Source organism: Salinimicrobium profundisediminis (genome assembly GCF_026241755.1).
GTDB lineage: Bacteria > Bacteroidota > Bacteroidia > Flavobacteriales > Flavobacteriaceae > Salinimicrobium > Salinimicrobium profundisediminis.
The window spans coordinates 91,233-117,004 of record NZ_JAPJDA010000002.1 but is presented as its reverse complement, the minus strand read 5'-3'; the positions used below and the strand labels follow the sequence as shown (position 1 = coordinate 117,004).

Below are 25,772 nucleotides of genomic sequence, written 5' to 3'. Positions count from 1 at the left end.
AACTTTGGGCTCTTGTGAAATTTCTGCCACAGATGCACAGATGATTTTATTTAGAATTTTTTGTTTCGTTCCTGCGGGAAAGGATCTAGATTGGAATTTGGTGCTTGACTATTTCTTATTTATTACGTGAGGTTGGCGCGGATTTGTAATCCGTGCCGAGCACAATCTTTATTTGCCACGAATCCACGAATTTTTTCTTTGCAATCCGGGCCGTGTACAATCTTGGGACAGGAAGTGAATTGGATTTTTTCAGCTAAAATTTCAGCATAAAAAAAGCTGCACATCACTGCGCAGCTTTTCTATTAATATCAATATAATCTAGTGGTGAATTCTTGTGAAATGCACCTTATCATTAATAGCATTAAGGATAAAGTTGTCATCAAGACCATTCACGATCCAGGTTTCAATTTTGGCTTTTTGAGTGATCTCGGCAGCCGAAACTTTTGATTCCATTCCGCCGGTACCGTGAGTTGATTTTGTCTCGCTCATTACTTCCTTCTTGAGCTCTGCCAAATCGCTTACCTTACGGATGGTTTCCGGAGTTTTAGCTTCAATTGTACCTTTTTTGTAGACACCATGCGTATTAGTGGCAATGATAAATAAATCTACATCAAGTAAAGCCGCTGTTTGCGCAGCAAGATTGTCATTGTCACCAAACTTTATAGCATCGGTAGAAGAAGTGTCATTCTCATTAATAATAGGAATGTAATCATTCTTTACCAGCACATTTACAGTGTTGATGATATTTTGACGGGAATCTTCATTGCTAAAGTCGTTTGGCGATAGCAAACACTGCCCTATCAACAACCCAAGTTCCCTGAAGCTTTCCTGGAAAATACGCATAAGGTGCGGCTGGCCAATAGATGCTAAAGCCTGCTTTACATCTATGTTCTCGCCACTGCGTTCCAGGTTCACAAATTGCTTGGCTACAGCTACAGCCCCCGAACTGATGATTACGAACTCGTAATCGTCTTTTAAGGCGGCAATCTGCCGGCCTATATCTTCAATTTTTCCTCTCGAAATATGGTCGGTTTCTTTGGTTAGTGTATTAGAACCTAATTTTAAAAGTATCCTCTTTTTCTTCTTTGGAGTTTCCATTTGTATATTATTCTGTTCTAAAATTTTATCGAGTTTGTCCATTTCCGTGAATATACCATTTGTTGGTTACTAGATGCTGAAGCCCTATTGGCCCCCGCTGGTGTAGTTTATCTGTACTAATGGCAAGTTCTCCACCAAGTCCTAATTGTCCGCCATCAGTAAATCTTGTTGAAGCATTGTGGTAAACCGCTGCATTATCAACATTTTCCATGAATTTCTGTGCTTCCTTGTCATCTTTTGAAATAATAGATGCCGAATGCCCGCCAGAATATTTGTTGATCTTGGCAATAGCTTCAGTGACCGAATCTACTTCCCCAATCAATGCTTTATAGTCGAGAAATTCTTCATACCATTCATCTTCACTTTTAAGAGGTCGGGTGCCATCTAGATCTTCAAGAGACTTGTCGGCAATTACTTCTACATTGTGCTTCTTCAGGGTGCTTAAAAGTTCGTTTATGAACTCTTTTTTATTCGGAAGCCTTGAATCGATCAATACTTTGTCTACGGCGTTACAGGCAGAAATTTTCCCTGTTTTTCCGTTTAAGATCACATCAATAGCAATATCTGTATCGGCATTTTCGTGAATGTAGACGAAGTTGTTTCCGCGTCCGCTCACAATCACCTGTGCCGAAGAATTTTCTTTAACGAATTTGATAAGGCGTTCCCCACCACGTGGTACCACAAGGTCTACCTGCTGATTTGGGTTAGCGAGAAATTCCTGAGTTTGTTTTCTGTCAAACTGAAGGTATTCTACCCAGTTTGGAGAAATATTGTTTTCTTCAAGAGCCTGGTGCCAAAGTTTCACAATTTCCAGGTTTGAATTAAGGGATTCTTTTCCTCCTTTAAGAAGGATCTTGTTTCCCGATTTAAAGGCGATCCCTGCAGCTTCAACAGTTACATCGGGTCTTGATTCATAAATGATCATTACGGTACCAAAAGATGCGGTGCGGTTGTAAACCTGCATGCCGTTTTCATGCTTAAAGCTGAATCTTTCCACTCCTACCGGGTCTTCCTGGGAAGCCAGGTGTTTTAGGGAGCCTATCATACCTTCAATTTTGGCATCATCAACTTTTAACCGGTCTTCCATGGCCAGATCTTCCCCGGAATAGCTGTCGAGGTCGATCTTATTTGCTTTTAAAATATTGTCTTTTTCCTTTTCCACAAGATTTGCCATTGAGACCAAAACTGCGTTACGTTCATCAATGGTTAACTGAGTGTTCATTCGTTGAATTTTAATTAATAATTAAATTGTTCCTGCCTTAAGTGTCCAAACACTTTGCCAGACTGCCTATATATAAAAAAACCTCCAGATTTATCCGGAGGTTTCTAATATTCAGGTTCAAAAATGGCATTTTAAGCAGTTAATTTTTCTCTCTTATTCCTCACTTTTACGCGGCCTCTGTTCACCAGATAAAGCATTGCGGGAACCACCACCAGTGTTAGGAAGGTAGCGAAGATAAGCCCGAAGATAACCGTCCAGGCCAGTGGACCCCAGAAGATTACGTTATCACCACCAATGTATATTTGAGGATCGTAATTTGTGAAAAGTGAGAAAAAATCTATGTTGAGTCCTATAGCGAGAGGAATGAGACCTAACACTGTCGTAATGGCAGTTAAAAGTACAGGCCGCAATCTTGACTTGCCTCCTTCAACAATCGTCTCAAAATACTGGCCTTTTGTCAGTAGGTCTTTATCGTCAATTCCAAGACTGTCTTTTTTGCGGTCAATAAGTATCTGGGTATAATCTACCAGTACAATAGCATTGTTCACTACAATTCCTGCCAGCGAAATGATCCCCATCATGGTCATAATTATGATAAAATCCATCTGGAATACTACCAGCCCAAGAAAGACTCCTGCTAAAGACAGGAATACTGCTATGAGAATGATCAATGGTTTTGGAATTGAGTTGAACTGGGCAACCAGGATAAGTAGAATTCCGCCTAACCCAATTAAAAGGGCTTTTAGAAGGAACGACATATTTTCCTGCTGTTTTTCCTGCTCTCCCGTAAATTCAAGAGAAATCCCTTCTGGAAGATCGTAAGAAGCGAGTTCCTTTTGAAGCTGCTCTACAATGGCGTTTCCGTTATAGCCTTCCAGAACATTGGAATACAGAGTGATCACACGCTTTAGATCTTTCCGTTTTATGGCACTAAAGGAAGAAGTCAGCTCAGTTTTTGTCACCGAAGATATTGGTACCTGTACAATGTTTCCGGTGCTTTGGTTTTTAAAAGTGATGGGCTGGTTAAAAAGGGCATTTTCGTTATACCTTAGATCTTCATTGAACCGCACATTAATTGGGTAATCTTCATCACCTTCTTTAAAGGTAGAGATCTCTTCGCCATAAATTGCCCTTCGCAAAGTTTGTCCCACTGTACCTGTAGAGACGCCAAGCTGCCCTGCCTTTACGCGGTCTACCTGCACGTTGAGCTCAGGTTTAGATTTGTTCACATCTATTTGCAGCTCTTCAATGCCGGGGATGTTCATTTCCCCAATTTGCTTCCTCAGGTTTTCGGCAGTAATAAGCATTTGCTCATAATCTTCACCTTTTAATTCGATGTTGATAGGATAACCAACAGGTGGCCCGGCAGCATCTTTTTCAACAATGATCGAAGCCCCGGGAAAATCCTGTACGGCATCGCGAACCTCCGAAAGTACATGGCTACTCTTCACCCCTCGGCGGTCTTTAAACTCCCGCATGGTGAGGGTGACTTTCCCCTTGTGAGGCATATCGTTCTGCTGGCCCCCGTCAGTCTGCGGATTTCCGGCACCCCGGCCCACTTGTGAGATGGCCGATTCTACCATGAAATTGTATCCGTCTTCGTCTTCATACTTTTCTATCACCTCATAAACCTGCTGCTCAACTTGCTTGGTGATCTCATTGGTCTTTTTGATATCGGTTCCTTCAGGCAGTTCTATATAGGTAATGATCTGGTTAGGCTCATTTTCAGGGAAAAAGAGCACCTTCGGCTGTACAATACTCACCAAGATAAAGGACAGGATGAGCATGGCTAAAGTTCCGAAGAAAACCAGGTAAGAATTTTTTCCGCGGAGAGAAAAACGCAGGGTAGCTTCATACTTTTTCTCCAGTTTCTTTAACGCCCTGTACTGGAAAAAATCTACCCAGCTGCTTAGAAAATATTTATAAGCCCACAGCAAAATAGCGGCAAGAATAGAGAGATTCCCCGCTGCCCTAAGGCCACCCATGTCAAGCACAAATCCGGCGATGAGAAGTATTATTCCCACCCCGGTCAAAATTGCACTTATGCGAATAAGCTTCTTTTTTGTGAGCTCCTTTTCTTCAGTTTTCATAAATTCTGAAGTCAGCATCGAATTGATAATTAATGCCACAAAGAGGGAAGAACCCAGTACAATAGATAAAGTGATGGGGAAGTAGACCATGAACTTTCCTATGGTTCCCGGCCACAATGCCAGTGGGAAAAAGGCTGCAAGAGTTGTTGCGGTTGAAGCAATAATAGGCCAGGCAATTTCACCCACCCCTTGTTTTGCTGCTTTTATTCTTGGCACGCCCTGGTCCATGAGGCTGTACACGTTTTCAACCACCACAATCCCATTATCTACCAGCATTCCCAGCCCCATTACCAGCGCAAAAAGCACCATGGTGTTCAGTGTAAAGCCTATGCTTGACAGAATAATAAAGGAAAGGAACATGGAAAGTGGTATGGCAAACCCCACAAAAAGGGCGTTTCGGAAACCAAGAAAGAACATGAGCACCACTACTACCAGGATGATCCCAAATATAATGTTGTTCACCAGGTCGTCTACCATATTTTCTGTAGTGGTAGACTGGTCGTTGGTAAAGGAGATATGAAGATCGTCGGGAAGGCTTGTTTCCTGCTCTTCTTTAACTATGGCCTTAATATTTTCAATGGCCTCGATCATGTTCTTACCCCCGCGCTTCTTGATATCGAGCATCACCACGGGTTCTCCATGCTCCCGTGCAAAAGTGGTGGGTTCCTGTTCCTGGAACCTGATCTCTGCTATATCCCGTAAAAAGACATTTCCGTCTTCCCTTTTTACAATGACATTCTTAAGTTCATCGGGATTGGTTATTTCTCCAAGTATGCGAATATTCTTTTGAATTCCTCCTGTGATCACATTTCCGCCAGAGATGGTTTGGTTCTCTGTGCTCACGGCACTTATAATATCCTGAAAGCTCACTTTTGAAGCAGTCATCTTATAAATGTCTACCGCGATCTCCACCTCTTTCTCCTCGGCACCCCTAACAGAAGCTTCTTTTATCTGCGGAAGAAGTTCGATCCTGTCCTGCAGGTATTCTGCATATTCCTTTAATTGCTGCACCGGATAATCACCCGTAAGGTTTACGTTTAGGATGGGCATTTCTTCGGAAATATTCAGGTCGAAGACGTTTGGTTCTACCTTGGCGCCATTATCGAGCGTGGGCCAGGTGGTTGCTGCTTTTTGCTGGTCAACCTTATCTTTCACCTTTTGCTTTGCTGCATCTACCGAAATATCCTCGTCAAATTCCACGATCACCAGGGAGTAATCCTGAAGGGTAGTAGAAGAGATGTCCTGCACACCGGCAATGTTGTTGAATTCTTCCTCGAGAGGCTCGGTGATGAATTTCTCTACGTCTTCTGCGGAATTCCCGGGGTTCACCGAACTCACGTAGATCTTGGTTTCTACAACTTCTGGGAAAGACTCCCGCGGCATGCTGTAGTAAGACATCAGGCCGCCAATAAGAATGATGGCGACGATGACATACACCGTCATGCGGTTGTCTATAGCCCAGGAAGAAAGTTTAAATTCTTTATCTAATTTCATCTTAGTTCAATGCTTTGCGGTTAGCTATCTCTACCTCTTCCCCTTCCTGAATGCTGCGAGCGCCACTGGTAATAAGTAGATCTCCCACCTGAAGGCCTGAAAGTACTTCTACAGCATTGTCATAGGCCATTCCTGTTTTTAAAACCCTTTTTTGGGCTACTCCTGTACTGTCGGTTTCTTTTTGAACAACGAAAGCAACATTCTCGCCGGCAGAATTCTTCTGAATCAGATTTTCGGGAATAATAATAGCATTTTCAGAAGTGTAATCGTTGATCCTTACATTGGCAATAAGGTTGGGTTTTACCTGCTCCTGGCTGGGTGGTACTGCGATCTGGATCTCGAAGGTCCTGTTGTCCGGATTCACAAAATTTCCTACCTGCCTCACCGTGCTGGTAAACGAAGTGCCGGTGGCCGCTATGTCTACCATTACTTCGGTTCCTTTTTTAATGGTTCCCAGGTAAGATTCAGGTACTGCGGCGGTGATGTACATATCAGACAAATTAATGAGCCTGAAAAGCCTGCTTTGCCCCGGATTAACTACTTCTCCCTGTTCTGAAAAGATTTCATCTATTACCCCGCTAAAAGGAGCTCTTACTACTGTTTTGGCCAGTTGCGAGCGCATTTGTTGCACCGAGTTTTGTAGTGCCTCATAGTTGGTTTTTGCTTCCAGGTATTGTATTTCACTACCTATGTTCTGGTTCCACAGTCTTTGTTGTCTCTCAAAAGTGGTTTTGGCAAGGGATGCCTGGGCTTCCATTTGTGCCAGCTGGCTTGACAGGCCGCCTTCATCAATGCGTGCCAAAATTTGCCCTTTTTGAACCCTGTCGCCTTCCTCTACAGTTATGTTTTCAAGGATTCCAGAAAATTCGGGGTAAATGATGATATTCTGGCGGGTTTCTACATCGCCCGGCAGCTCAACATAATGTTTAAAGAGGGAATCGGAGACTTTTCTTGTGCTTACCAGGGTAAATTCGTTATTCCCGGCCAGTTTTTCTATGGCGGCATCCAGTTTTGTGATCTGGGAAGACAGTTCACTTTGCCTGGCACTTAAATCGGCTTTTTTGGCCCTTATTTCGCTGAGGTCGCCACTTTCAATAATTCCTTCGACAGAATCACTTTTTCCGCAGGAAATTAGGAGTAGTAAGATTACGGGTATCAGGTTTATCTTTTTCATTTTTTTGACTGTTCGTTGTTGGTTATTCTTCTTCAGAATATTTTTTTGTGCTCAGCACGTTTTCAAGTTCTACTTTAGCATTAATCACCTCAAGCATGGCCTGTAACAGGTTTTGTTGTGCAGTGTATAGTTGCCGCTGCGCCTCGCTGAGCTCAAAGCTACTGGCAAGGCCTTCAAAGAATTTGATCTGGTTCTTGTTCTCAATTCGTTCGGCCAGGGTCAGGCTTTCCTGCTGGGTTTCAAAATTTTCAAGACTGTAGCGGTAATCGGCTTTTGCGGCATCTATTTCCAGAGAGATCTGGTTCCTGGTTTCCTCAAGATCCAGCATGGCCTGGTCGTATTCCAGTTGTTTTTGCTTGGTGCGGGCGTTTCTCATCCCGCTGCTAAACACAGGCACGTTAAGGCTTATCCCTAAAATAGATTGCTGGTAATATACCTGATCATCATTGAAAAAGGTGAAGGAGTCGCTGTTGCCGTTGGTGCCGTAGTTAATAAAACCGGTGAGGCTTGGCAGCGCTTTGGCCTTTTCTAATCTCACATAGATCCTTGCGGCTTCTGCGGAATTCTGAGCGATGCGTACATCGATATTCTCTTCTACCGGAATGCTTTCTTCCAGCAATTGTAAATCATAAAACTGAAGTGCAAGAGTGTTAAGGTCATCTGTAGGAATTATTTTACGTTCTACCGGAAGCCCCATGGCCATGTTAAGCAATTGGTGGGATATACTCAGCATGCGTCTGTTACGGTTTAGATTGTTTTCAAGGCTAAGCCGGGTGATCTTTAGCTGTTCCACATCTTCCTCTTCGGTAAGGCCATTTTCAAAGATTTTTTGGGTGTCATTGAGATTCTTTGTCACATTCTCGAGATTGTTCTCAAGGATCTCAACGCTTTCGCGGGCCATGAGCACATTCCCGTAGGCGTTGATAATAGCCTTTCTCACTTCTAAATCGGTCTTGATTTTGGCATTTTTGGAGATTTGAAGCAGGGTGCGGGCCGATTGCACGCCCACAATATAGGAGCCGTCAAAAATAAGCTGCTGCCAGGTAGCAGTGGCACTCAGGTTTTGTTTGGTGCCAAAGCGTACCGGAACAAATGTTCCAGGTTCACCGCCGCCAATCTCCCCCGGAATAAGCGTGACCGGTTGCTTGACGAAGTTCTGATAATCGGCGTTAGCAGATATTTGTGGTAAACCCTGTGAAATGATTTCCCATTTTTGAGCGAGAGCTTTTTCAACCTCTTTTTCAGACTTCAGGGAAGAATAATTGTTTTCCAGGCCAATAGCGATAGCTTCTTCCAGCGAAAGGGGTAGCGGCTGCGCCGGGGGTTCCTGAGTCCAGGCTTGAATATAGAGCAGACTGCTGAATAAGAATATCAAGTGTTTCATGTTGTGCTGCTTGCGGTTATATAGTTTTCCAGTTTTTTAAGGCCTTTTGGGCTTACAATGGCCCTTAGGTGGTACTCTAAATGCATATTTGTAAGTTGATGTGGAGCAAATTGAGGTTCGGGAAAAAATTCGTGATCCTTGGTTCCAAGAATACCTACAAAGTAAATTCGGCTAATGAACTCTACGGGAAGGTCGCTGCGATAAATGCCTTTTTCAATCCCTTTTTTGAGGTTGTCTCTAGTAATTTCCTTGAGCATTTCACCCTGCTTCTCTCTTACCTTTAAGAAAACTTTCGGATAATATTTCTGCAATTGGTGCTGGGGTGAAGTTTTTTCGTGCTTTAAATGAGCGCAGGCAAATTCTTTAATAGCGTATAATTCGGCTATGGGATCTTTGTCTTTAGCTTTAATTTGCTCAATCCCTTCAGCAATATTTTGAAATACAAAATCGGCTGTGGCGTCAATTAGTTTGATTTTGGTGGGAAAATGAGTGTAAATGGTCTTCTTGGAGATACCAAGTTCGGCAGCAATCTCGTCCATAGTCACGCTTTTCACTCCCAGAGTGATAAACATGTCGGCCGCTTTTTCTACAATTTTATTCTTCAAAAGAGGATATTATAAGGCCGCAAAGATAATAATGGAAACTTTAAAAACAGTTAAAGTTTCCTTAGTTTACAGATGATCTTTGCCTGGGCAGAAAAGTAAATTTTGCGGCTGTTGATATTTTTCTTCTTGTTTTGGTATTTTAGCACAAAATCTATTTATGCTCACAGTAGACCGCTATCGTCAGGAATTTGAAGATTACTTATCCCAGAACATCGTTAAACAGGAACCTGCAAATTTGTATGATCCTATGGTCTACATTTTGGGGCTGGGAGGCAAAAGGGTAAGGCCTGTGCTGGTTTTAATGGCGGCAGAGATTCTTGGCAGTGACAGTAAAAAAGCGCTTGATGCTGCTTTGGCTATAGAGGTTTTTCATAATTTTTCCCTGGTGCACGACGATATTATGGATGACGCTCCCTTGAGAAGGGGAGAGCAAACGGTGCACGAACGCTGGGATATCAATACCGGTATACTTTCAGGCGATGCCATGCTTATTAAGGCTTACCAGTTATTTGAGAAGTATCCGGGAGAAACCTTCAGGCAACTGGCAGAGTTGTTTTCGAGCACAGCCATAAAAGTTTGTGAGGGCCAGCAGTATGATATGGATTTTGAAGTTCAGGAGAAAGTCAGCATCGATGACTATCTTAAAATGATAGAATACAAAACCGCTGTGCTTGTAGGGGCTTCCTTAAAAATGGGGGCTATTGTTGCTGAAGCTTCCGCAGAAAATTGTGACAGGATCTATGAATTTGGGCGTCTTTTGGGCATCGCATTTCAATTGCAGGATGATTATCTCGATGCTTTTGGAGATCCCGATTCTTTCGGAAAACAGGTTGGGGGTGACATTATTGAAAATAAAAAGACCTTCCTCTACCTGTCTTCTCTACAACATGCAGCTTCACGTGAAGCTATGCAGCTGGAACATCTTTATTCAATAAATCCGCCCGACCCCAGCTCAAAAGTGGAGACTGTAAAAGGCCTTTTTGAGAGTAGTGGTGCGGCTGAACTTACGCGTAAAGAAATTGAGAAGTACACTACAAAGGCATTTGAGGTGCTCGAAGAATTGCAAATTCCGGAAGAAAGAAAAAAGCCGCTCTACAATTTCGGAAAAGGCCTGATGGATCGGCAGGTCTAAAAATATTAGAAATATACGGTGACAAATGGCATTAAAGCGTTTGCGTAAATGCTTTTTTCATCATTGTGCAGCACATCATATCGCACGCCTATGCTCACGGGGCCTGTAACATAGCCCAAACCCAGGAAAAGCCCCGGATACCAGTAGGAATCGCTTTTATTCGCCCCGACCAGCTCAAAATTTCGCGAGACATAATGTTCTTCAAATTCTGCGGAAAGCTGTAACGGGTTTAAAGGCCGAAGTAAGCCAATAAGGCTGCCGCCGGTTGTATAAGAGGAGTAGCGGGAAGTATTGTTATAAGAACCCAAAAGGCCAACTCCTGCAGAAGCATAAGAATTAAAATCATAGATGGCTTTTGGAGCTATGTATCCGCTGAAGTAACCATTATTAACATTTAGGCCCAAACTTCCCCCAAAACGAACATCTTCCAAAAATGTCCTTTTTGGCACCTCTCTCTCCTGTGCAACCAAATATGAATGAGTGGAATATAGCGCTATAATTAAAAGCAAAAGCTTCTTTTTGTTACTGAGAAAGAAGTTCATAATGTTAAAAGTTTTTAAGGTATAAGGTAAATATATTAAATGCTCCTGTGCTTCTTTTTTAAAAATTGTACTTTTGTAACGTTTTACAAAAAAGAAACAGGTAGTTTCATATTATGGATAAATTTTCATTTTTAAATGCTGCACATACAGCATATTTCGCTGAACTTTACGACCAGTACCTGCAATATCCCGATAGTGTAGAACCCAGCTGGAGAGCTTTTTTCCAGGGTTTTGACTTTGGTTTGGAGACTTCGGGGAATGGACAGACATACGTTGAACACCCCGAAAGCGGTGAGCCGGTAGAAATGTCCGATTCTGTACTTAAGGAATTCAGGGTGGTAAAGTTGATCGAAGGATATCGCAGTCGCGGCCACCTTTTTACAAAGACCAACCCGGTACGGGAAAGAAGAAAATATAGCCCCACGTTAGATATTCAGAATTTTGACCTCAGTGAGAGTGACCTCGATACTGTTTTTAATGCGGGCGATATTTTAGGATTAGGACCTTCTACCCTTAGAGAGATTGTAGCGCACCTTCGCAAGGTGTATTGTGATTCTATTGGCGTAGAATATATGTTCATTAGAAATCCTGAACAGGTAAAGTGGATACAGGACAGGCTAAATATAAATGAAAATCAACCTGCTTTTACTGCGCCGCAAAAGAAGCATATTCTAAAGAAACTCAACGAAGCAGTTTCTTTTGAGAATTTTCTTCATACTAAATATGTTGGGCAGAAAAGGTTTTCTCTCGAAGGAGGAGAAAGTTTGATTCCGGCGCTCGATGCTATCATTGAAAAAGCGGCCGACCTGGGTGTGAAAGATTTTGTGATGGGGATGGCCCACAGAGGGCGTCTTAGTACCCTTACCAATATCTTCGGAAAAAGTGCGAAAGACATTTTTACTGAATTTGACGGCAAAGATTATGAAGAAGATGTTTTTGACGGGGATGTAAAATATCACCTGGGATGGACTTCCTGTCGCAAGACCGATAACGGGAAAGAGATCAACATAAACATCGCCCCCAACCCTTCCCACCTGGAGACAGTAGGGGCCGTGGTGCAGGGAATTACCCGTGGTAAACAAGACCGACACTATAAAAATAAGGCCGATGCTGTTCTGCCTATTATTGTACATGGTGACGCAGCAATTGCCGGGCAGGGTATTGTCTATGAGATTGTTCAAATGTCACAGCTGGAAGGTTATACCACCGGCGGTACCATTCATATTGTAGTGAATAACCAGATAGGTTTTACTACCAACTATCTTGATGGCCGCTCATCCACTTATTGTACAGATGTGGCTAAGGTTACCAAGTCTCCTGTACTGCACGTTAATGCCGATGATGTGGAAGCTGTGGTACATGCCGTACTTTTTGCACTGGACTTTAGGATGCAATTTGGGAAAGATGTCTTTATAGATCTTCTGGGATATAGAAAATACGGGCATAACGAAGGTGATGAGCCAAGATTTACCCAGCCAAAACTTTACAAAGCCATAGCCAGCCATAGTAACCCACGGGATATTTATGCTGAAAAACTTCAGGAACAGGGAATTATTGATGATTCTCATGTGAAGAAACTGGAAGAAGAGTATAAGGCAAAGCTGGAAGAGAATCTCGAGGATTCCCGTAAAGAGGAAAAGACCAGGATCACTCCTTTTATGCAGGATGAGTGGGAAGGTTTTGAGCATGTAGATGAATCCCGCATGATGGAAGAGGTAGATACTACCATTGATATGGAAGTGCTTACCGAAGTGGCCCAGGCCGTATCAGAGCTTCCTTCAGATAAAAAATTCCTTAGAAAAATTAAGAAACTGGTGGAGCTTCGTCGCACCATGTTCTTTGAAAGCAATAGCCTTGACTGGAGTATGGCCGAATTACTGGCCTACGGTACTCTTATTAAAGAGGGTTACTATGTAAGAATGAGCGGGCAGGATGTTGAAAGAGGAACTTTTTCTCACCGTCACGCCGTAGTTAAGGTAGAAGACAGTGAAGAAGAGATCATCCTGTTGAACCAGATCAAAGGCACAATCTGCGATACCAGAAAAGGTTCTTCGTGTGACTTTAAAGTATATAATTCGCTTTTATCTGAATATGGGGTTGTAGGGTTTGATTATGGTTATGCCATGGCAAGTCCTAACTGCTTAACTATTTGGGAAGCACAGTTTGGGGACTTCAGTAATGGAGCTCAAATTATGATTGACCAGTATATTTCGGCAGCCGAAGATAAATGGAAGCTTCAGAATGGATTGGTGATGTTCCTGCCTCATGGTTATGAAGGTCAGGGTGCAGAGCATTCTTCAGGAAGAATGGAGCGATACCTGCAATTATGTGCTAAAGACAATATGTTTGTAGCCGATGTTACCACGCCTGCGAATATGTTTCACCTGTTGAGAAGGCAGATGAAGGTGAACTATAGAAAACCATTAATTATCTTTACTCCAAAAAGTTTGCTTAGGCACCCAAAAGTAGTCTCTACAAAAGAAGAGTTTGCTAACGGAACTTTTCAGCCGCTTATAGATGATGCTGAAGCTAAAGCCGATAAAGTAAAATCTTTAGTATTTTGTACCGGTAAATTCTACTATGATCTTCTTGAGCGTAGAGAGGAATTAGAACGTGATGATGTGGCTCTGGTTAGAATTGAGCAGTTGTTCCCGCTACCGGCAGAACAAATAAAGGCTGTAATTAGCAAGTACAAAAATGCCGATGATGTAGTATGGGCACAGGAAGAGCCAAGAAACATGGGAGCTTATAGCCATTTGTTGCTACATTTAGAGGAGACAAAGAACTTTAGAGTATGTAGCAGGAAGTTTTACGGTTCGCCGGCGGCAGGAAGCTCGGTGAGGTTTAAAAAACGTCACGAAAAAGTAATAGAATCTGTTTTTGATAAGACCTTAGAGGTCACTGTTAAGTAATTAGAAAATTTGCCAACAGTAGTTGGCGTATAAAAATAAAAAAGAAGAAATCATGGCTTTAGAAATGAAAGTCCCTTCTCCGGGAGAATCAATTACCGAAGTTGAAATCGCACAGTGGCTGGTTTCAGACGGAGATTATGTAGAAAAAGATCAGGCAATTGCCGAAGTAGATAGTGACAAGGCAACCCTTGAACTTCCGGCAGAAGCGAGTGGGATCATTACCCTTAAGGCAGAAGAAGGCGATGCTGTAGCTGTAGGGCAGGTGGTTTGCCTTATTGATACCGATGCTCCAAAACCCGGAGGTGGAGAGAGTGATTCTAAAGAAGTGGTAAAAGAAGAGAAGGAAGCGTCTTCGGCTAAAGAAGAAGAACTTGAATCTTCAAAGAAAGACAATAAAAAGGCTGAAGCCAAAACTGAATCGTCTTCAAAACCAAGTACACCGGCCCAAAAGCAGGATACTTATGCTACAGGTAGTCCTTCGCCGGCTGCTAAAAAGATCCTCGATGAAAAAGGAATGGACGCGAAGTCTGTGAAGGGAACCGGTCGTGACGGCAGGATCACCAAAGAGGATGCGACCAATGCCAAGCCTTCAATGGGTACTCCCGGGAATGGTAAGCGCGGGGAAGAGCGTAAGAAAATGTCTATGCTGCGCCGCCGTGTAGCCGAACGTTTAGTAGAGGTTAAGAATGATACCGCCATGCTTACTACTTTTAATGAAGTAGATATGTCTGCAATCTTCTCGCTTCGCAAACAATACAAAGATGAGTTTAAAGACAGGCATGGGGTAAGCCTAGGTTTTATGTCTTTCTTTACTCTTGCCGTGGTTCGCGCACTTGATCTTTACCCCGGAGTGAATTCAATGATTGATGGAGATTTCCAGGTGAAGTACGACTATAAAGATATCAGTATTGCTGTATCTGGCCCAAAAGGTCTTATGGTTCCGGTGTTGAGAAATGTCGAAAACATGAGTTTTAGAGCTGTGGAAGCTGAGATCAAACGCCTTGCAATAAAGGTGAGGGATGGGCAGATCACTGTAGATGAAATGACCGGCGGAACGTTTACCATTACCAACGGTGGAGTGTTTGGGTCTATGCTTTCAACTCCAATTATCAATCCTCCACAAAGTGGAATTCTCGGGATGCACAATATTGTAGACCGTCCGGTGGCAATTGACGGTCACGTAGAAATTCGTCCTATCATGTACGTTGCCCTTTCGTATGATCACAGGATTATTGATGGTAAAGAATCTGTAGGATTCCTTGTGGCAGTAAAAGAAGCTCTGGAAAATCCTGAAGAACTGCTGATGGATAACGACGTGAAAAGAGCTTTGGAGCTCTAGGGTCTCTAAAATAGTAAAAAAGAAAGGCAATGATTTCAGGATCATTGCCTTTCTTTTTTTGTACTAATAAGCCAACAGGGTGTAGATGTTGAGCAGTAGTACAAAAATAATCAATGCTGCCATTAAAGCCGGAAACACCGGCAGGTGCTTTAGGTTGAAGAAATTCATAGCGATAGATTTTTTTGGTGACTGTAAGTTAGAAAAAACACTACCGCTCACATATGGGGAGAATCCCCCAATTTTAAATTACTTGAGATAAAGGTTCATTGATTTGTAATCAATAATAGCTTTTCCTTTTTTTAGAATGTCGGCTCCAATGATTCCCTGTACCTTTTCGGCTTTGTGTTTTACCAGGGCATCATTTACATGTCTTAAATCGAACAGTACCAGGTCGACCTTCTTTTTTTTCCAGCCTTTAATTTCAATGATATTCTTCTGGGCGATTTGGGTCATCATATTGGTGGCACCCGCACCGGCAGCTTTAATGTCGCTGTCTTCGGCCAGGAGTTCAAAATGGGAAACGGCTTCCAGGCCTACACAGGTACTTGATGCGCCTGTGTCAAGAATGAAATTCCCTTCTATCTGGTTTATTTTCGCTTTTAATTCTAAATGCTGAGTGGCGGTATAGGTAAGTGGAATTTTTTTATATCCTTTTTCCTTGAGTAACTTCTTGAGAGATGCCATTCTTTTCTTTTTTTGACAAAGATAGCTGTATAAAATAAATTAATTTTGCCGTTATGACAATTACCGATACACATACGCACCTCTACAGTGAATCTTTTGATGACGACCGTAAGGAAATGATTGAAAGAGCCATAGCAGCCAATATTACCAGATTCTTTATTCCTGCAATAGATTCGACATATATTCAGGATATGTACGCCCTGGAAAAGGCATTTCCGGAGCATATTTTTCTCATGGCCGGTTTACATCCCACTCATGTAAAGGAGAATTATAAGGAAGAATTGGCTATAGTTGAAAAGCAACTTGAGGAAAGGAAGTTTTATGCCGTTGGCGAGACCGGTGTTGACCTTTATTGGGATAAATCTACACTGAAAATTCAGCAGGAAGCCTTCAGGTATCAAATTCAGCTTGCTAAAAAGCATAAATTACCGATAGTTATTCACTGCCGCGATGCTTTTGATGAAGTTTTTGAAGTCCTGGAACAGGAAAAAGAAGAAGGCCTTTTTGGTATCTTTCATTGCTTTACCGGAACCTTGGAGCAAGCCCAAAAAGCCCTTTCTTACAATATGAAGCTGGGTATAGGCGGGGTATTAACCTTCAAAAATGGCAAAATTGACAGGTTCTTAAGTGAAATTCCGCTTAGTGAAATTGTGCTGGAAACCGATGCACCATATCTGGCACCGGTGCCTTATAGAGGAAAAAGGAATGAAAGTCTGTATATTGTTGAAGTACTTAAAAAAGCGGCAGAGGTTTACAACACGAGTCCCGAAGAAATAGCTGAAGTTACTACCCGTAACTCCCGGGAGATTTTTGGGATATAGCAGAGACTTGTGCTTATATTTTTGTTTTTTTGCTAACTCTAATGATGAAACAGTGACAAATTACGACGATATTCGGTTTTATAATGATGACGAAGTGCAGGATGCTCTAAAAGATTATGTTAGGCATCCTATGATAAAAGGGCTATTAACTTTTACTTTTCCGAATGTTGCTTATGAAAAAATAGAGGAGAAGGTAGTACAGTGCAACTCCATCAGGGATTTTCAAACCGGGATTATTTATCACACCGTGCAAAAGGTGTTGAGTAAAAGTTCTGAAGGGCTAACTTACTCCGGCTTCGATTCCCTTGATAAAGACGAATCTTACCTTTATATTTCCAACCACCGCGATATCGTTCTAGATACTTCTCTCTTAAACTGTGTGTTATATGAGAGTGATTTGCGAATGACTGCTTCAGCCATTGGTGATAACCTCGTAAAAAAGCCATTTTTACTGGCCCTTTCACGCCTCAATCGAAATTTTCTTGTAAAAAGGGGAATTAGTCCGAGAGAAATGCTGAAGAGTTCTCAAAAGCTTTCAGAATATATAAGAAAGCTGCTGCTTGAAGATAAACGTTCGGTATGGATGGCGCAGCGGGAGGGAAGAACCAAAGACGGAAATGATAATACCCAGCAGGGAGTGTTGAAAATGCTGGCCATGGCTAAAGGAGATGACTCTGTTGCTGAATATTTTACAAAACTGAAGATAGTCCCTGTGGCAATCTCTTATGAATTTGATCCTACAGATGTGCTTAAACTGCCCGAAATTCTAGCAAAAAGAATGGAGCAGATCTACATTAAATCGGCAAACGAAGATTTTAAATCTATCCTGAAGGGTGCTCTGGGGAATAAGGGAAGAATACATATCTCGGCCGGGGAACCTATTAGTGCAGCGGCACTGGGTGAAATTGAAGCAAAAGCAGGTTCAATGAACGAGCAGCTTCAGAAGATAACCGCCAGCATAGATTATCGCGTGCACCAGAACTACAAGCTGTGGCCTGCCAATTATATTGCCTTTGACCTTTTGAACGGTAGCAGCATGTTTCAGGAAAATTATACTTCAAAGCAAAAACGGCAATTTGAAAGGCGTCTTACCCGACGGGTCAACTTTAAAAACGCCCTTGAGGTGAACAGTTACCTCCTTATGTATGCCAATCCGGTAATAAATCAGAAGAATCAGCATGAAAACCAGCGCTAATATTCTCCTTATTTACACCGGTGGAACTATTGGTATGGTGAAGGATTTTGAGACAGGAGCTCTTAAAGCCTTTAATTTTAGTGAGCTGCTTCAAAATATCCCCGAATTAAAACTTCTTGAACATAACATAGATACCATAAGTTTTGAACGTCCTATAGATTCTTCTAACATGAACCCGGCTTCCTGGCTGCAGATGGCTGAAATCATTGAGGAAAAATTTGAGATGTATGACGGGTTTGTGGTTTTGCATGGCAGTGATACTATGTCTTACAGCGCCTCGGCCCTGAGTTTTATGTTTGAAAATTTGTCTAAACCCGTGATTTTTACCGGTTCACAACTGCCTATTGGAGACCTGCGGACAGATGCTAAAGAAAATCTTATTACCAGCATACAAATTGCCGGGCTTCAGAAGAACGGTAAGCCGGTCATTACTGAGGTAGGTCTTTATTTTGAGTACAAGCTTTACCGCGGTAACCGTACTTCGAAGATCAATGCAGAACACTTTCAGGCTTTTGCTTCCCCAAATTATCCGCCGCTGGTAAATTCCGGTGTGCATTTGGCTGTGAACGATGCTTATCTATGGCAGCCGCACAACCGCCGAAAGATGAAACTCCACAAGGGGCTTAACGATGAGATTGCCTTGATAAAGATATTTCCGGGTATCAACAGGAGCCTGCTGGAGCACATATTGGCCAAAGAAGGTTTGAAAGGGGTGATACTGGAAACTTATGGTAGCGGAAATGCGCCTACTCAAGACTGGTTTGTTCAGCTTTTAAAAGATACCATCTCCCGCGGGGTGGTCATTGTTAATGTTACGCAGTGTATTGGGGGCAGTGTGGCCATGGGACAGTATGAAACCAGTACGCAGCTTAAAAAGATTGGCGTAGTGTCGGGTAAAGACATTACTACTGAGGCTGCTGTGACTAAAATGATGTACCTCCTGGCAAAGGAACTTAGCCCAAAAGTTTTCAGAACAATTTTTGAAACATCTTTACGTGGGGAAATGTCGTAATTTTTGCTGCTGTTACTTGACCAGCTTCTCTTTTTTTTCGTTATTTGGCGAACTGTTCAGAAAAAGTTAAAAAAAGCACTGGATTGTATTTTTACTAGAGAGGTGGCCGAGTGGTCGAAGGCGCACGCCTGGAAAGTGTGTATACCCCACAAGGGTATCGAGGGTTCGAATCCCTTCCTCTCTGCTAGTTATTTTTATTTGAATAAATATTTATATCTTTAACCCGTTAACTAATTAAATTAAGACAAAAAGTAATGAAAAGATTATTTTCAATTTTGGTGATCGCTACAATTATGGTGTTCGGAGCCGTAGATGTGAATGCGACAAATAACGTGAATGCCCTGCCGGCTACCATGGTGAACTTTGTTCAGGATGAAGATCAGGCTGTTGCTGAAGAAGCAGAAACCGAAGATGTAGGATTTCACCAGGAGCTGAAAAGGCGCTTCATTGAAGGTGGACCTGGCTTTATGGGAATTGTACTTCTTTGTTTGATCTTAGGTCTGGCAATTGCAATTGAAAGAATTATATACCTTAACCTTGCTACTACCAATACAAAAAAATTGGCGCAAGATGTTGAGGATGCACTAAACACAGGTGGTATTGAAGCTGCTAAGGATGTTTGTCGTAACACAAAAGGTCCTGTTGCTTCTATCTACTATCAAGGTCTTGACCGTGCCGAAGAAGGTACAGAAGCTGCTGAAAAAGCGGTTGTAGCTTACGGTGGTGTTCAAATGGGACTTCTTGAGAAAAACGTATCATGGGTATCTCTGTTTATCGCTCTTGCTCCTATGCTTGGGTTCATGGGTACGGTAATTGGTATGATCGAAGCTTTCGATAGAATTGAAGCAGCGGGAGATATGCAGCCTTCACTTGTTGCAGGTGGTATTAAAATCGCACTTCTTACTACAGTATTTGGTTTGATCGTAGCTATTATTCTTCAAATCTTCTACAACTACATCATTGCTAAGATTGACCGTATTGTAAACGATATGGAAGATGCTTCTATCACTTTGATGGATATACTTGTAGAGTACAAGAATAAAAGAAGAGTATAATAATACCAAGATTTAATTATGACCTTACATAAAATATTAAAATATCTAGCGCTCGTCATCGGAGTGGTTGGGCTCATCCTTTGGGGGAGAGTGCTCATGGCTGGTGATGATGCTATAGAAAATTCAGCCGATGTACAGGCAAGCGTGGTATCTCCATTCTTATATGTTGCATATCTTGTGTTTGCTATAATTGTACTGCTGGTTTTGTTCTTCGTAATAAAAGGTTTGTTTTCAGGGGATATTAAAAGGACCCTTATTGCAGTCGGATCTTTTATTATCGTAGTGGCAATTGCCTATGTACTTACAGATGGTACCGAGAAAACTCTTAGTGATGGAACAATGCTTTCAGCAAGTGCAGACCACTGGGTAGGAGCAGGTCTTGTGACCTTCTACATCCTTGCCGGAGCTGCAGTATTGCTAATGGTACTTTCGGGAGTAAGAAAACTTATAAACTAAAGAAACTATGGCCAGACGATCTACACCTGAAGTTAATGCCGGTTCATTGGCCGACATCGCCTTCTTGCTTTTGATCTTCTTCCTGGTGACCACAACTATTGAGACAGATAGCGGTATCAGCAGAAAGTTGCCTCCAATGCAGGATGAAAATGTGGAACCGCCAATTATCAAAGAAAAGAACATTTTCAAGGTAATTGTAAACCGAAATAATGATCTGTTAGTAGAAGATGAGCTCATGGAGCTTAAAGATCTTAGAGAAGCTGCTGTTGCCTTTTTAGACAATGGTGGCGGGGTAGGCCCCGAGGCATGTGACTATTGCCAGGGCTCCGGAGATCCTACTTCTTCAGATAATCCTATCAAAGCAGTAATTATGCTTGTAAATGACAGGCAAACCGAATATGGTACTTACATTGCAGTTCAAAACGAACTGGTAGGAGCATATAACGAGTTGCGTGATCGTACCGCCCAAAGGTTGTACGGCAAGTCATTTACTCAGATGGAAGCTGATTACAACAGTGTCAATTATACCGGAAATAAAGATAGGTTGAAGGAACAAATTGAGGAAGTTAAAGATATGTGGCCTCAAAAACTTTCTGAAGCCGATCCTAAAAATTAATCGCGAAAACTAAGAACTATGGCAAAATTCAATAAGAAAAAAGGTAGTGAACTGCCCGCGATCAATACTTCGGCTCTGCCTGATATCGTATTTATGCTTCTTTTCTTCTTCATGGTTGCTACAACAATGAGGGAGACCACGCTGAAAGTGCAAAACACATTGCCTTATGCCGACCAGGTGGAAAAGCTTGATAAGAAAGATCTTGTGATGTACATTTATGCAGGTAAACCGAGTTCCAGGTTTCAACAAAATTTTGGTACCGAAGCCAGGATACAGCTAAATGATAACTTCGCAGAGGTTACTGATATTCAACAGTTCATTTATGCCGAAAGAGAAACTAAGAGAGAGGAGCTTGTTCCTTTCCTTACAACAGCGCTTAAAGTTGACCACGAAACCAACATGGGTCTTGTATCTGATATAAAAATGGAGCTTAGAAAAGCTGAAGCTCTTAAAATCAACTACACTACCCGTTCCGGTAAGGCGTCGCAAAACTTTGACTAAAATCAATTCATTATTTTTTGAAAATCCCCTTTCAAGTCTTTTGAAAGGGGATTTTTTTTGAATGCTGTTTTGCTTCGTATTATCTTTGGTTAAAATACTTCAATGCACAACATCCAAAAATGGCATTTTCTTCTCTTAATTTTCTTCCCGCTTTTTTTACAGGGGCAGGAAAGGAATGAGATCCCTTCGGTTGTAGATAGTTTGTATCGGGAAGACCAGGTCTATTTTGGCTTTACGTATAACATCGTTACCGGAAGCCCTTCAGAAATAAAGAGTTCACAGTTTTCAGGAGGTTTTCATGCCGGATTTATAAGGGATTTTCCGCTTAACGCCCGTCGGAATATTGGTGTTGGAGTGGGACTGGGCTGGTCAATTGATACTTTTGGCCAAAACCTTTTTATAGGGGAAGACCCGGGAGGCGAAGCGACCCGGTTTGTAGTACTTAACAGGGACAGGGTAGACTTTGATGCCAATCGCTTTACCACGCAGTCTATTGATCTCCCTGTGCAGTTTAGATGGCGTACATCCACGCCCGAGAGTTACAAATTCTGGCGCATATATACCGGGATACGGCCATCATATGTCTATTACTTCCAATCTAAATTTGTTCAGGATGGAAATACTTTTAAGGAGACCAATGTTTCTGAATTCGAGCGATTGCGGTTAGGGGCGACCTTTACTTTTGGATATAATACCTTTAATTTCTCCTTTTACTACAGTCTCAATTCCTTCTTTAAAGATGTTACAGTAAATAATGAGGATCTTGATCTTAAAACATTTCAGGTTGGGCTCACTTTTTACCTGCTATAGCCAAACCAGGGCAGCTATAACCTGGGGCAGTAGACCAAGAATAAACCCTATACTTAATTCGTTATACGAGTGGGCGGCATAAAGGAGTCGGGACGAAGCTGTGAGGCCGGTAATGGCTATCAGGAAGCTTACGCTGTAAACCAGGTTGAGATTAAAGTGTACACTTAGCAGGATCATAAATCCCAGTAACCCTGCCAGTCCCATCATGTGCAGACTTACCTTAACCTTTGCCAGTAGAAAGAACAACCCAAATATCGCAGAGGCCATGATGCCGGCAAAGAAGTAATATAACGCCGGGTAATCAAAGGTGTTGAGTACATATTTGAGCACCACAAAATCCAGCCCCGCATAGAGTAATAGCGGCCATTTTCTCTCCCTTATATCCCTTAGATGATGATCTGTTACCTTGCCTAAAGTTTTTAGCATGTAAACATAGACAATGGGAATGAAGATGGTAATAATGGCTATGGCCAGTAACTTGGCTTTTACCACTTCTATCGGGAAAAACCTTGGTGTTATCAGGAAATAGATTAAAGTACCCGCAAAAGGCATCCAAATGGGGTGGAAGAGGAAGGAAGCTGACCTTACGAGTAGCTTCATCAAATTTCTTTTCGAAGGCGGGCAACGGGAATATCCAGTTGCTCCCGGTATTTAGCAACGGTACGCCGCGCAATAGGGTATCCCTTTTCTTTCAGCATCTTCGCAAGTTTCTCGTCTGTAAGGGGTTTTCTCTTGTTTTCATCGTCAATGGTCATCTCAAGAATTTTCTTGATCTCCTTTGTCGAAACATCCTCTCCCTGATCGTTCTTCATAGATTCAGAAAAGAAATCCTTTATCAGCTTTGTTCCGTAGGGAGTATCTACGTATTTACTGTTGGCAACACGGGAAACCGTAGAGACATCCATATCGATCTCATCGGCAATATCCTTTAAGATCATTGGTCTTAAATTTCTTTCATCGCCGGTGAGAAAATACTCTTTTTGATAGTTCATGATGGCGCTCATCGTAACAAAGAGTGTGGTTTGTCGCTGTTTTATGGCTTCTATGAACCACTTTGCAGCATCCAGCTTTTGTTTGATGAACATGACCGCATCCTTCTGGGCTTTACTCTTCTCCCGTGATTCCTTATAGCCTTTAAGCATCTCACTGTAATCTTTGGAGACGTGCATTTCGGGTGCATTTCGGCCATTAAGGCTCAACTCAAGTTCGCCTTCTGCTATTTTAATTGTAAAGTCGGGGATCACATGTTCCACAGCCCTGGTGTTGCCGGCATAGGCACCACCGGGTTTAGGGTTGAGATGTTCAATGACCTCTATGGCATTTCGAAGGTCTTCTTCAGAAATATCATGCTTTGAAAGAAGTTTCTGGTAGTGTTTTTTACTAAACTGGTCAAAAGACTTCTCAATAATGTCTTTTGCCAGGCTTACAGGTCTTGTCTGGTCCCTTCTGTTTAACTGTATTAACAGGCATTCCTGAAGACTTCTGGCACCTACCCCTGCAGGGTCGAGCTCATGAACATATTTAAGTACTTTCTCTACAGTTTCCTCGTCGGTATATACATTTTGTGTGAAAGCGAGATCATCAACAATATCCTGAACAGATCTTCTTATGTAGCCGCTCTCATCAACACTTCCTACAAGAAATTCAGCAATCTCTTCTTCAGATTCGTCAAGTCTAAGCGTACTTAACTGCGTTTTTAAATATTGGGTGAAAGAAGTTCCGGAAGCATAGGGTACCTGTCTGTCTTCGTCATCTGCACTGTAATTGTTTGCCTGCAAACGATAATTGGGTATCTCGTCATCACTCAGGTACTCATCAACATCAATATCGGCTTCAATGCTCTCATTGCCCGGGTCTTCATCCTGGTAATCGTCTGTCTTGAAATCTTCTTCGTACTCGTCACTCTCTTCTTTACCGCCTTCAAGCGCGGGGTTTTCCTCCATCTCCTGCTTAAGCCGTTGCTCAAAAGCCTGTGTAGGCAGCTGGATAAGCTTCATCAACTGTATTTGCTGAGGAGAAAGCTTTTGAGATAATTTAAAATTTAACTGCTGTTTTAGCATATTCTTACTGGCTTTTTATAAAAATAAAAAAAACAATCTACAAACGTAAACGAACGCAGATTGTTTTATGAGTACTTTAGGATGAAAGGCTTTTTAGAACTCGGCGTTTAGAGGTGTTCTTGGGTAAGGGATCACGTCTCTAATGTTCCCCATACCGGTAGCAAACTGCACCAGTCTTTCAAACCCAAGTCCAAACCCACTGTGTACACAGGTTCCAAACTTTCGGGTATCAAGATACCACCAAAGTTCTTTTTCATCTATATCAAGCGCCTGCATCTTTTGTTTTAAGACATCAAGGCGTTCTTCCCGTTGCGAGCCACCCACAATCTCTCCAATTCCGGGGAAAAGGATGTCCATTGCGCGTACGGTCTTTCCGTCTTCATTTAAACGCATGTAAAACGCTTTTATGTTGGCGGGGTAATCAAATAATATTACAGGACATTTAAAGTGCTTTTCAACAAGGTATCGTTCATGCTCACTTTGAAGATCGGCTCCCCATTCTTCAATGATGTAATTGAATTTTTTCTTCTTATTAGGCTTAGAGCTCTTTAAGATATCGATCGCCTCGGTATAGCTTACTCTTTTGAAGTTGTTCTCAACCACAAATCTCAGCTTATCGCTAAGGCTCATAGCACTACGTTCGGCTTCCGGTTTTGCCTTATCTTCATTTGCCTGGCGTTCTTCAAGAAAAGCAAGATCATCCTTGCAGTTGTCCAGCACATACTTCAGCACATATTTGATGAAGTCTTCAGCAATGTCCATATTTCCGGCAAGGTCACAAAATGCCATTTCTGGCTCTACCATCCAAAACTCGGCAAGGTGGCGTGATGTGTTTGAATTTTCAGCTCTAAAAGTAGGGCCAAAAGTATAGATTTGACCTAAACCTAGAGCATAAGTCTCCCCTTCGAGTTGGCCAGATACGGTAAGATTGGTTTCTTTTCCGAAGAAATCTTCTTTATAGTTAATAGAACCATCTTCGTTACGCGGCACATTATCAAGATCAAAAGAAGTTACTCTAAACATTTCTCCTGCACCTTCAGCATCACTTCCGGTAATAATTGGAGTGTTCACATAGTGAAAATTGTTTTGCTGAAAATAGCTGTGAATGGCAAAAGCGAGTTTAGACCTTAGCCTCATCACGGCTCCAAAAGTGTTGGTTCTCACCCTAAGGTGCGCCTGCTCCCTAAGTTTCTCGAGAGAATGCCTTTTTGGAGAAAGAATGGTGTACTTCACTTCTTCGGGATCTGCATCTCCAAGAATTTCTACGGCGTTTGCCTGTACTTCCACTTTTTGCCCGCTACCCTGACTCTCTACCAGGGTTCCTGTCACCTTTATCGCAGCACCAACAGTGATGCGCTTTAAGGTATTTTCGCTTAGCTTTTCATAGTCTACCACACATTGCATGTTGTTGATGGTAGAGCCATCATTTAAAGCTATAAACCGGTTGCTCCTAAAGGAACGTACCCAACCTTTTACTTCAACTTCCTGCAAATACTGAGTGCTTTCTAAAAGTTCTGCAACTTTTCCTGTGATCATCTTTTTCTATTTGAAGAGCAAAGATAATTTTTCC

22 protein-coding genes and 1 tRNA gene are annotated in these 25,772 nt (G+C 42.2%); 12 read left to right on the top strand and 11 right to left on the bottom strand.

Annotated elements, in window-relative coordinates:
• Positions 1–318: 318 nt before the first annotated feature.
• From proB to OQ279_RS01665, 6 genes are all read right to left on the bottom strand, one after another.
• Positions 319–1,140, bottom strand: coding sequence for a glutamate 5-kinase (gene proB / locus OQ279_RS01690; protein WP_266068031.1), 822 nt, complete (start codon positions 1,138–1,140; stop codon positions 319–321).
• Positions 1,124–2,320 carry a glutamate-5-semialdehyde dehydrogenase gene (locus OQ279_RS01685; protein WP_266068030.1) on the bottom strand — a complete coding sequence of 399 codons (1,197 nt, stop codon included), beginning with the start codon at positions 2,318–2,320 and terminating at the stop codon, positions 1,124–1,126. The genes proB and OQ279_RS01685 overlap by 17 nt, the downstream gene beginning before the upstream one ends.
• A gap of 131 nt (positions 2,321–2,451) precedes the next feature.
• Positions 2,452–5,904: an efflux RND transporter permease subunit gene (locus OQ279_RS01680; protein WP_266068028.1), complete on the bottom strand. Its 3,453-nt coding sequence runs from the start codon at positions 5,902–5,904 to the stop codon at positions 2,452–2,454.
• Position 5,905: 1 nt separating this feature from the next.
• A complete protein-coding gene (locus OQ279_RS01675) occupies positions 5,906–7,078 on the bottom strand; it encodes an efflux RND transporter periplasmic adaptor subunit (protein ID WP_266068026.1) in 1,173 nt (390 codons plus the stop codon).
• A gap of 22 nt (positions 7,079–7,100) precedes the next feature.
• Entirely contained in the window at positions 7,101–8,462 is a 1,362-nt protein-coding gene (locus OQ279_RS01670) for a TolC family protein (RefSeq protein ID WP_266068024.1), read from the bottom strand.
• On the bottom strand, positions 8,459–9,067 hold the full coding sequence (locus OQ279_RS01665; RefSeq protein ID WP_266068023.1) for a TetR/AcrR family transcriptional regulator: 609 nt from the start codon (positions 9,065–9,067) through the stop codon (positions 8,459–8,461). Before OQ279_RS01665 ends, OQ279_RS01670 begins: the two co-directional genes overlap by 4 nt.
• Positions 9,068–9,224: 157 nt before the next feature.
• Here OQ279_RS01665 and OQ279_RS01660 point away from each other — a divergent pair, with 157 nt between their 5' ends.
• Positions 9,225–10,199, top strand: coding sequence for a polyprenyl synthetase family protein (locus OQ279_RS01660; RefSeq protein ID WP_266068021.1), 975 nt, complete (start codon positions 9,225–9,227; stop codon positions 10,197–10,199).
• Positions 10,200–10,204: 5 nt separating this feature from the next.
• On the opposite strand, the gene OQ279_RS01655 is transcribed toward OQ279_RS01660, so the two are convergent.
• Positions 10,205–10,741, bottom strand: a complete 537-nt coding sequence (locus OQ279_RS01655) for an alpha-ketoglutarate decarboxylase (RefSeq protein ID WP_266068020.1) — start codon at positions 10,739–10,741, stop codon at positions 10,205–10,207.
• Positions 10,742–10,854: 113 nt separating this feature from the next.
• Here OQ279_RS01655 and OQ279_RS01650 point away from each other — a divergent pair, with 113 nt between their 5' ends.
• Together OQ279_RS01650 and odhB are read left to right on the top strand one after the other, a co-directional pair.
• Complete coding sequence (locus OQ279_RS01650) at positions 10,855–13,653, top strand: 2-oxoglutarate dehydrogenase E1 component (protein ID WP_266068019.1); 2,799 nt, start codon at positions 10,855–10,857, stop codon at positions 13,651–13,653.
• A gap of 52 nt (positions 13,654–13,705) precedes the next feature.
• The gene (gene odhB / locus OQ279_RS01645) at positions 13,706–14,992 is read left to right on the top strand and encodes a 2-oxoglutarate dehydrogenase complex dihydrolipoyllysine-residue succinyltransferase (RefSeq protein WP_266068017.1); all 1,287 of its coding nucleotides are present in this window, start codon (positions 13,706–13,708) and stop codon (positions 14,990–14,992) included.
• A 246-nt stretch (positions 14,993–15,238) separates the two neighbouring features.
• Here odhB and OQ279_RS01640 read toward each other — a convergent pair whose 3' ends face one another.
• Positions 15,239–15,676 carry a retropepsin-like aspartic protease gene (locus OQ279_RS01640; protein ID WP_265162370.1) on the bottom strand — a complete coding sequence of 146 codons (438 nt, stop codon included), beginning with the start codon at positions 15,674–15,676 and terminating at the stop codon, positions 15,239–15,241.
• A gap of 53 nt (positions 15,677–15,729) precedes the next feature.
• Here OQ279_RS01640 and OQ279_RS01635 point away from each other — a divergent pair, with 53 nt between their 5' ends.
• From OQ279_RS01635 to OQ279_RS01595, 9 genes are all read left to right on the top strand, one after another.
• Positions 15,730–16,497, top strand: coding sequence for a TatD family hydrolase (locus tag OQ279_RS01635; protein ID WP_266068016.1), 768 nt, complete (start codon positions 15,730–15,732; stop codon positions 16,495–16,497).
• Between the two features lie 52 nt (positions 16,498–16,549).
• The gene (locus OQ279_RS01630; RefSeq protein ID WP_266068015.1) at positions 16,550–17,692 is read left to right on the top strand and encodes a lysophospholipid acyltransferase family protein; all 1,143 of its coding nucleotides are present in this window, start codon (positions 16,550–16,552) and stop codon (positions 17,690–17,692) included.
• Positions 17,676–18,704, top strand: a complete 1,029-nt coding sequence (locus OQ279_RS01625) for an asparaginase (RefSeq protein ID WP_266068014.1) — start codon at positions 17,676–17,678, stop codon at positions 18,702–18,704. Before OQ279_RS01630 ends, OQ279_RS01625 begins: the two co-directional genes overlap by 17 nt.
• 96 nt (positions 18,705–18,800) lie before the next feature.
• Positions 18,801–18,888, top strand: a tRNA-Ser gene (locus OQ279_RS01620).
• A gap of 70 nt (positions 18,889–18,958) precedes the next feature.
• On the top strand, positions 18,959–19,759 hold the full coding sequence (locus OQ279_RS01615; RefSeq protein WP_266068013.1) for a MotA/TolQ/ExbB proton channel family protein: 801 nt from the start codon (positions 18,959–18,961) through the stop codon (positions 19,757–19,759).
• Between the two features lie 18 nt (positions 19,760–19,777).
• Positions 19,778–20,215 (top strand): hypothetical protein, encoded by a 438-nt coding sequence (locus OQ279_RS01610; protein ID WP_266068012.1) that lies wholly within the window; start codon positions 19,778–19,780, stop codon positions 20,213–20,215.
• Between the two features lie 7 nt (positions 20,216–20,222).
• Positions 20,223–20,831 (top strand): ExbD/TolR family protein, encoded by a 609-nt coding sequence (locus OQ279_RS01605; RefSeq protein ID WP_266068011.1) that lies wholly within the window; start codon positions 20,223–20,225, stop codon positions 20,829–20,831.
• Between the two features lie 18 nt (positions 20,832–20,849).
• Positions 20,850–21,332 carry an ExbD/TolR family protein gene (locus tag OQ279_RS01600; protein WP_266068010.1) on the top strand — a complete coding sequence of 161 codons (483 nt, stop codon included), beginning with the start codon at positions 20,850–20,852 and terminating at the stop codon, positions 21,330–21,332.
• 102 nt (positions 21,333–21,434) lie between these two features.
• Positions 21,435–22,142, top strand: a complete 708-nt coding sequence (locus OQ279_RS01595; protein ID WP_266068009.1) for a porin family protein — start codon at positions 21,435–21,437, stop codon at positions 22,140–22,142.
• Here the strand turns inward: OQ279_RS01595 and OQ279_RS01590 are convergent.
• From OQ279_RS01590 to asnS, 3 genes are all read right to left on the bottom strand, one after another.
• On the bottom strand, positions 22,137–22,742 hold the full coding sequence (locus tag OQ279_RS01590; RefSeq protein ID WP_266068008.1) for a hypothetical protein: 606 nt from the start codon (positions 22,740–22,742) through the stop codon (positions 22,137–22,139). The two genes, OQ279_RS01595 and OQ279_RS01590, sit on opposite strands and share 6 nt — an antisense overlap.
• Positions 22,742–24,202, bottom strand: a complete 1,461-nt coding sequence (gene rpoN / locus OQ279_RS01585; RefSeq protein WP_266068007.1) for an RNA polymerase factor sigma-54 — start codon at positions 24,200–24,202, stop codon at positions 22,742–22,744. Before rpoN ends, OQ279_RS01590 begins: the two co-directional genes overlap by 1 nt.
• Positions 24,203–24,295: 93 nt before the next feature.
• Positions 24,296–25,738 carry an asparagine--tRNA ligase gene (gene asnS, locus OQ279_RS01580; protein ID WP_266068006.1) on the bottom strand — a complete coding sequence of 481 codons (1,443 nt, stop codon included), beginning with the start codon at positions 25,736–25,738 and terminating at the stop codon, positions 24,296–24,298.
• Positions 25,739–25,772 lie beyond the last annotated feature (34 nt).

Coding starts and splice junctions, on each gene's coding strand:
- OQ279_RS01660 (WP_266068021.1), top strand. CDS start 9,225: ATGCTCACAGTAGACCGCTATCGTCAGGAATTTGAAGATTACTTATCC.
- asnS (WP_266068006.1), bottom strand. CDS start 25,738: ATGATCACAGGAAAAGTTGCAGAACTTTTAGAAAGCACTCAGTATTTG.
- OQ279_RS01640 (WP_265162370.1), bottom strand. CDS start 15,676: ATGGCATCTCTCAAGAAGTTACTCAAGGAAAAAGGATATAAAAAAATT.
- OQ279_RS01650 (WP_266068019.1), top strand. CDS start 10,855: ATGGATAAATTTTCATTTTTAAATGCTGCACATACAGCATATTTCGCT.
- OQ279_RS01655 (WP_266068020.1), bottom strand. CDS start 10,741: ATGAACTTCTTTCTCAGTAACAAAAAGAAGCTTTTGCTTTTAATTATA.
- odhB (WP_266068017.1), top strand. CDS start 13,706: ATGGCTTTAGAAATGAAAGTCCCTTCTCCGGGAGAATCAATTACCGAA.
- OQ279_RS01675 (WP_266068026.1), bottom strand. CDS start 7,078: ATGAAAAAGATAAACCTGATACCCGTAATCTTACTACTCCTAATTTCC.
- OQ279_RS01600 (WP_266068010.1), top strand. CDS start 20,850: ATGGCAAAATTCAATAAGAAAAAAGGTAGTGAACTGCCCGCGATCAAT.
- proB (WP_266068031.1), bottom strand. CDS start 1,140: ATGGACAAACTCGATAAAATTTTAGAACAGAATAATATACAAATGGAA.
- OQ279_RS01590 (WP_266068008.1), bottom strand. CDS start 22,742: ATGAAGCTACTCGTAAGGTCAGCTTCCTTCCTCTTCCACCCCATTTGG.
- OQ279_RS01615 (WP_266068013.1), top strand. CDS start 18,959: ATGAAAAGATTATTTTCAATTTTGGTGATCGCTACAATTATGGTGTTC.
- OQ279_RS01635 (WP_266068016.1), top strand. CDS start 15,730: ATGACAATTACCGATACACATACGCACCTCTACAGTGAATCTTTTGAT.
- OQ279_RS01685 (WP_266068030.1), bottom strand. CDS start 2,320: ATGAACACTCAGTTAACCATTGATGAACGTAACGCAGTTTTGGTCTCA.
- OQ279_RS01610 (WP_266068012.1), top strand. CDS start 19,778: ATGACCTTACATAAAATATTAAAATATCTAGCGCTCGTCATCGGAGTG.
- OQ279_RS01625 (WP_266068014.1), top strand. CDS start 17,676: ATGAAAACCAGCGCTAATATTCTCCTTATTTACACCGGTGGAACTATT.
- OQ279_RS01680 (WP_266068028.1), bottom strand. CDS start 5,904: ATGAAATTAGATAAAGAATTTAAACTTTCTTCCTGGGCTATAGACAAC.
- rpoN (WP_266068007.1), bottom strand. CDS start 24,202: ATGCTAAAACAGCAGTTAAATTTTAAATTATCTCAAAAGCTTTCTCCT.
- OQ279_RS01595 (WP_266068009.1), top strand. CDS start 21,435: ATGCACAACATCCAAAAATGGCATTTTCTTCTCTTAATTTTCTTCCCG.
- OQ279_RS01670 (WP_266068024.1), bottom strand. CDS start 8,462: ATGAAACACTTGATATTCTTATTCAGCAGTCTGCTCTATATTCAAGCC.
- OQ279_RS01605 (WP_266068011.1), top strand. CDS start 20,223: ATGGCCAGACGATCTACACCTGAAGTTAATGCCGGTTCATTGGCCGAC.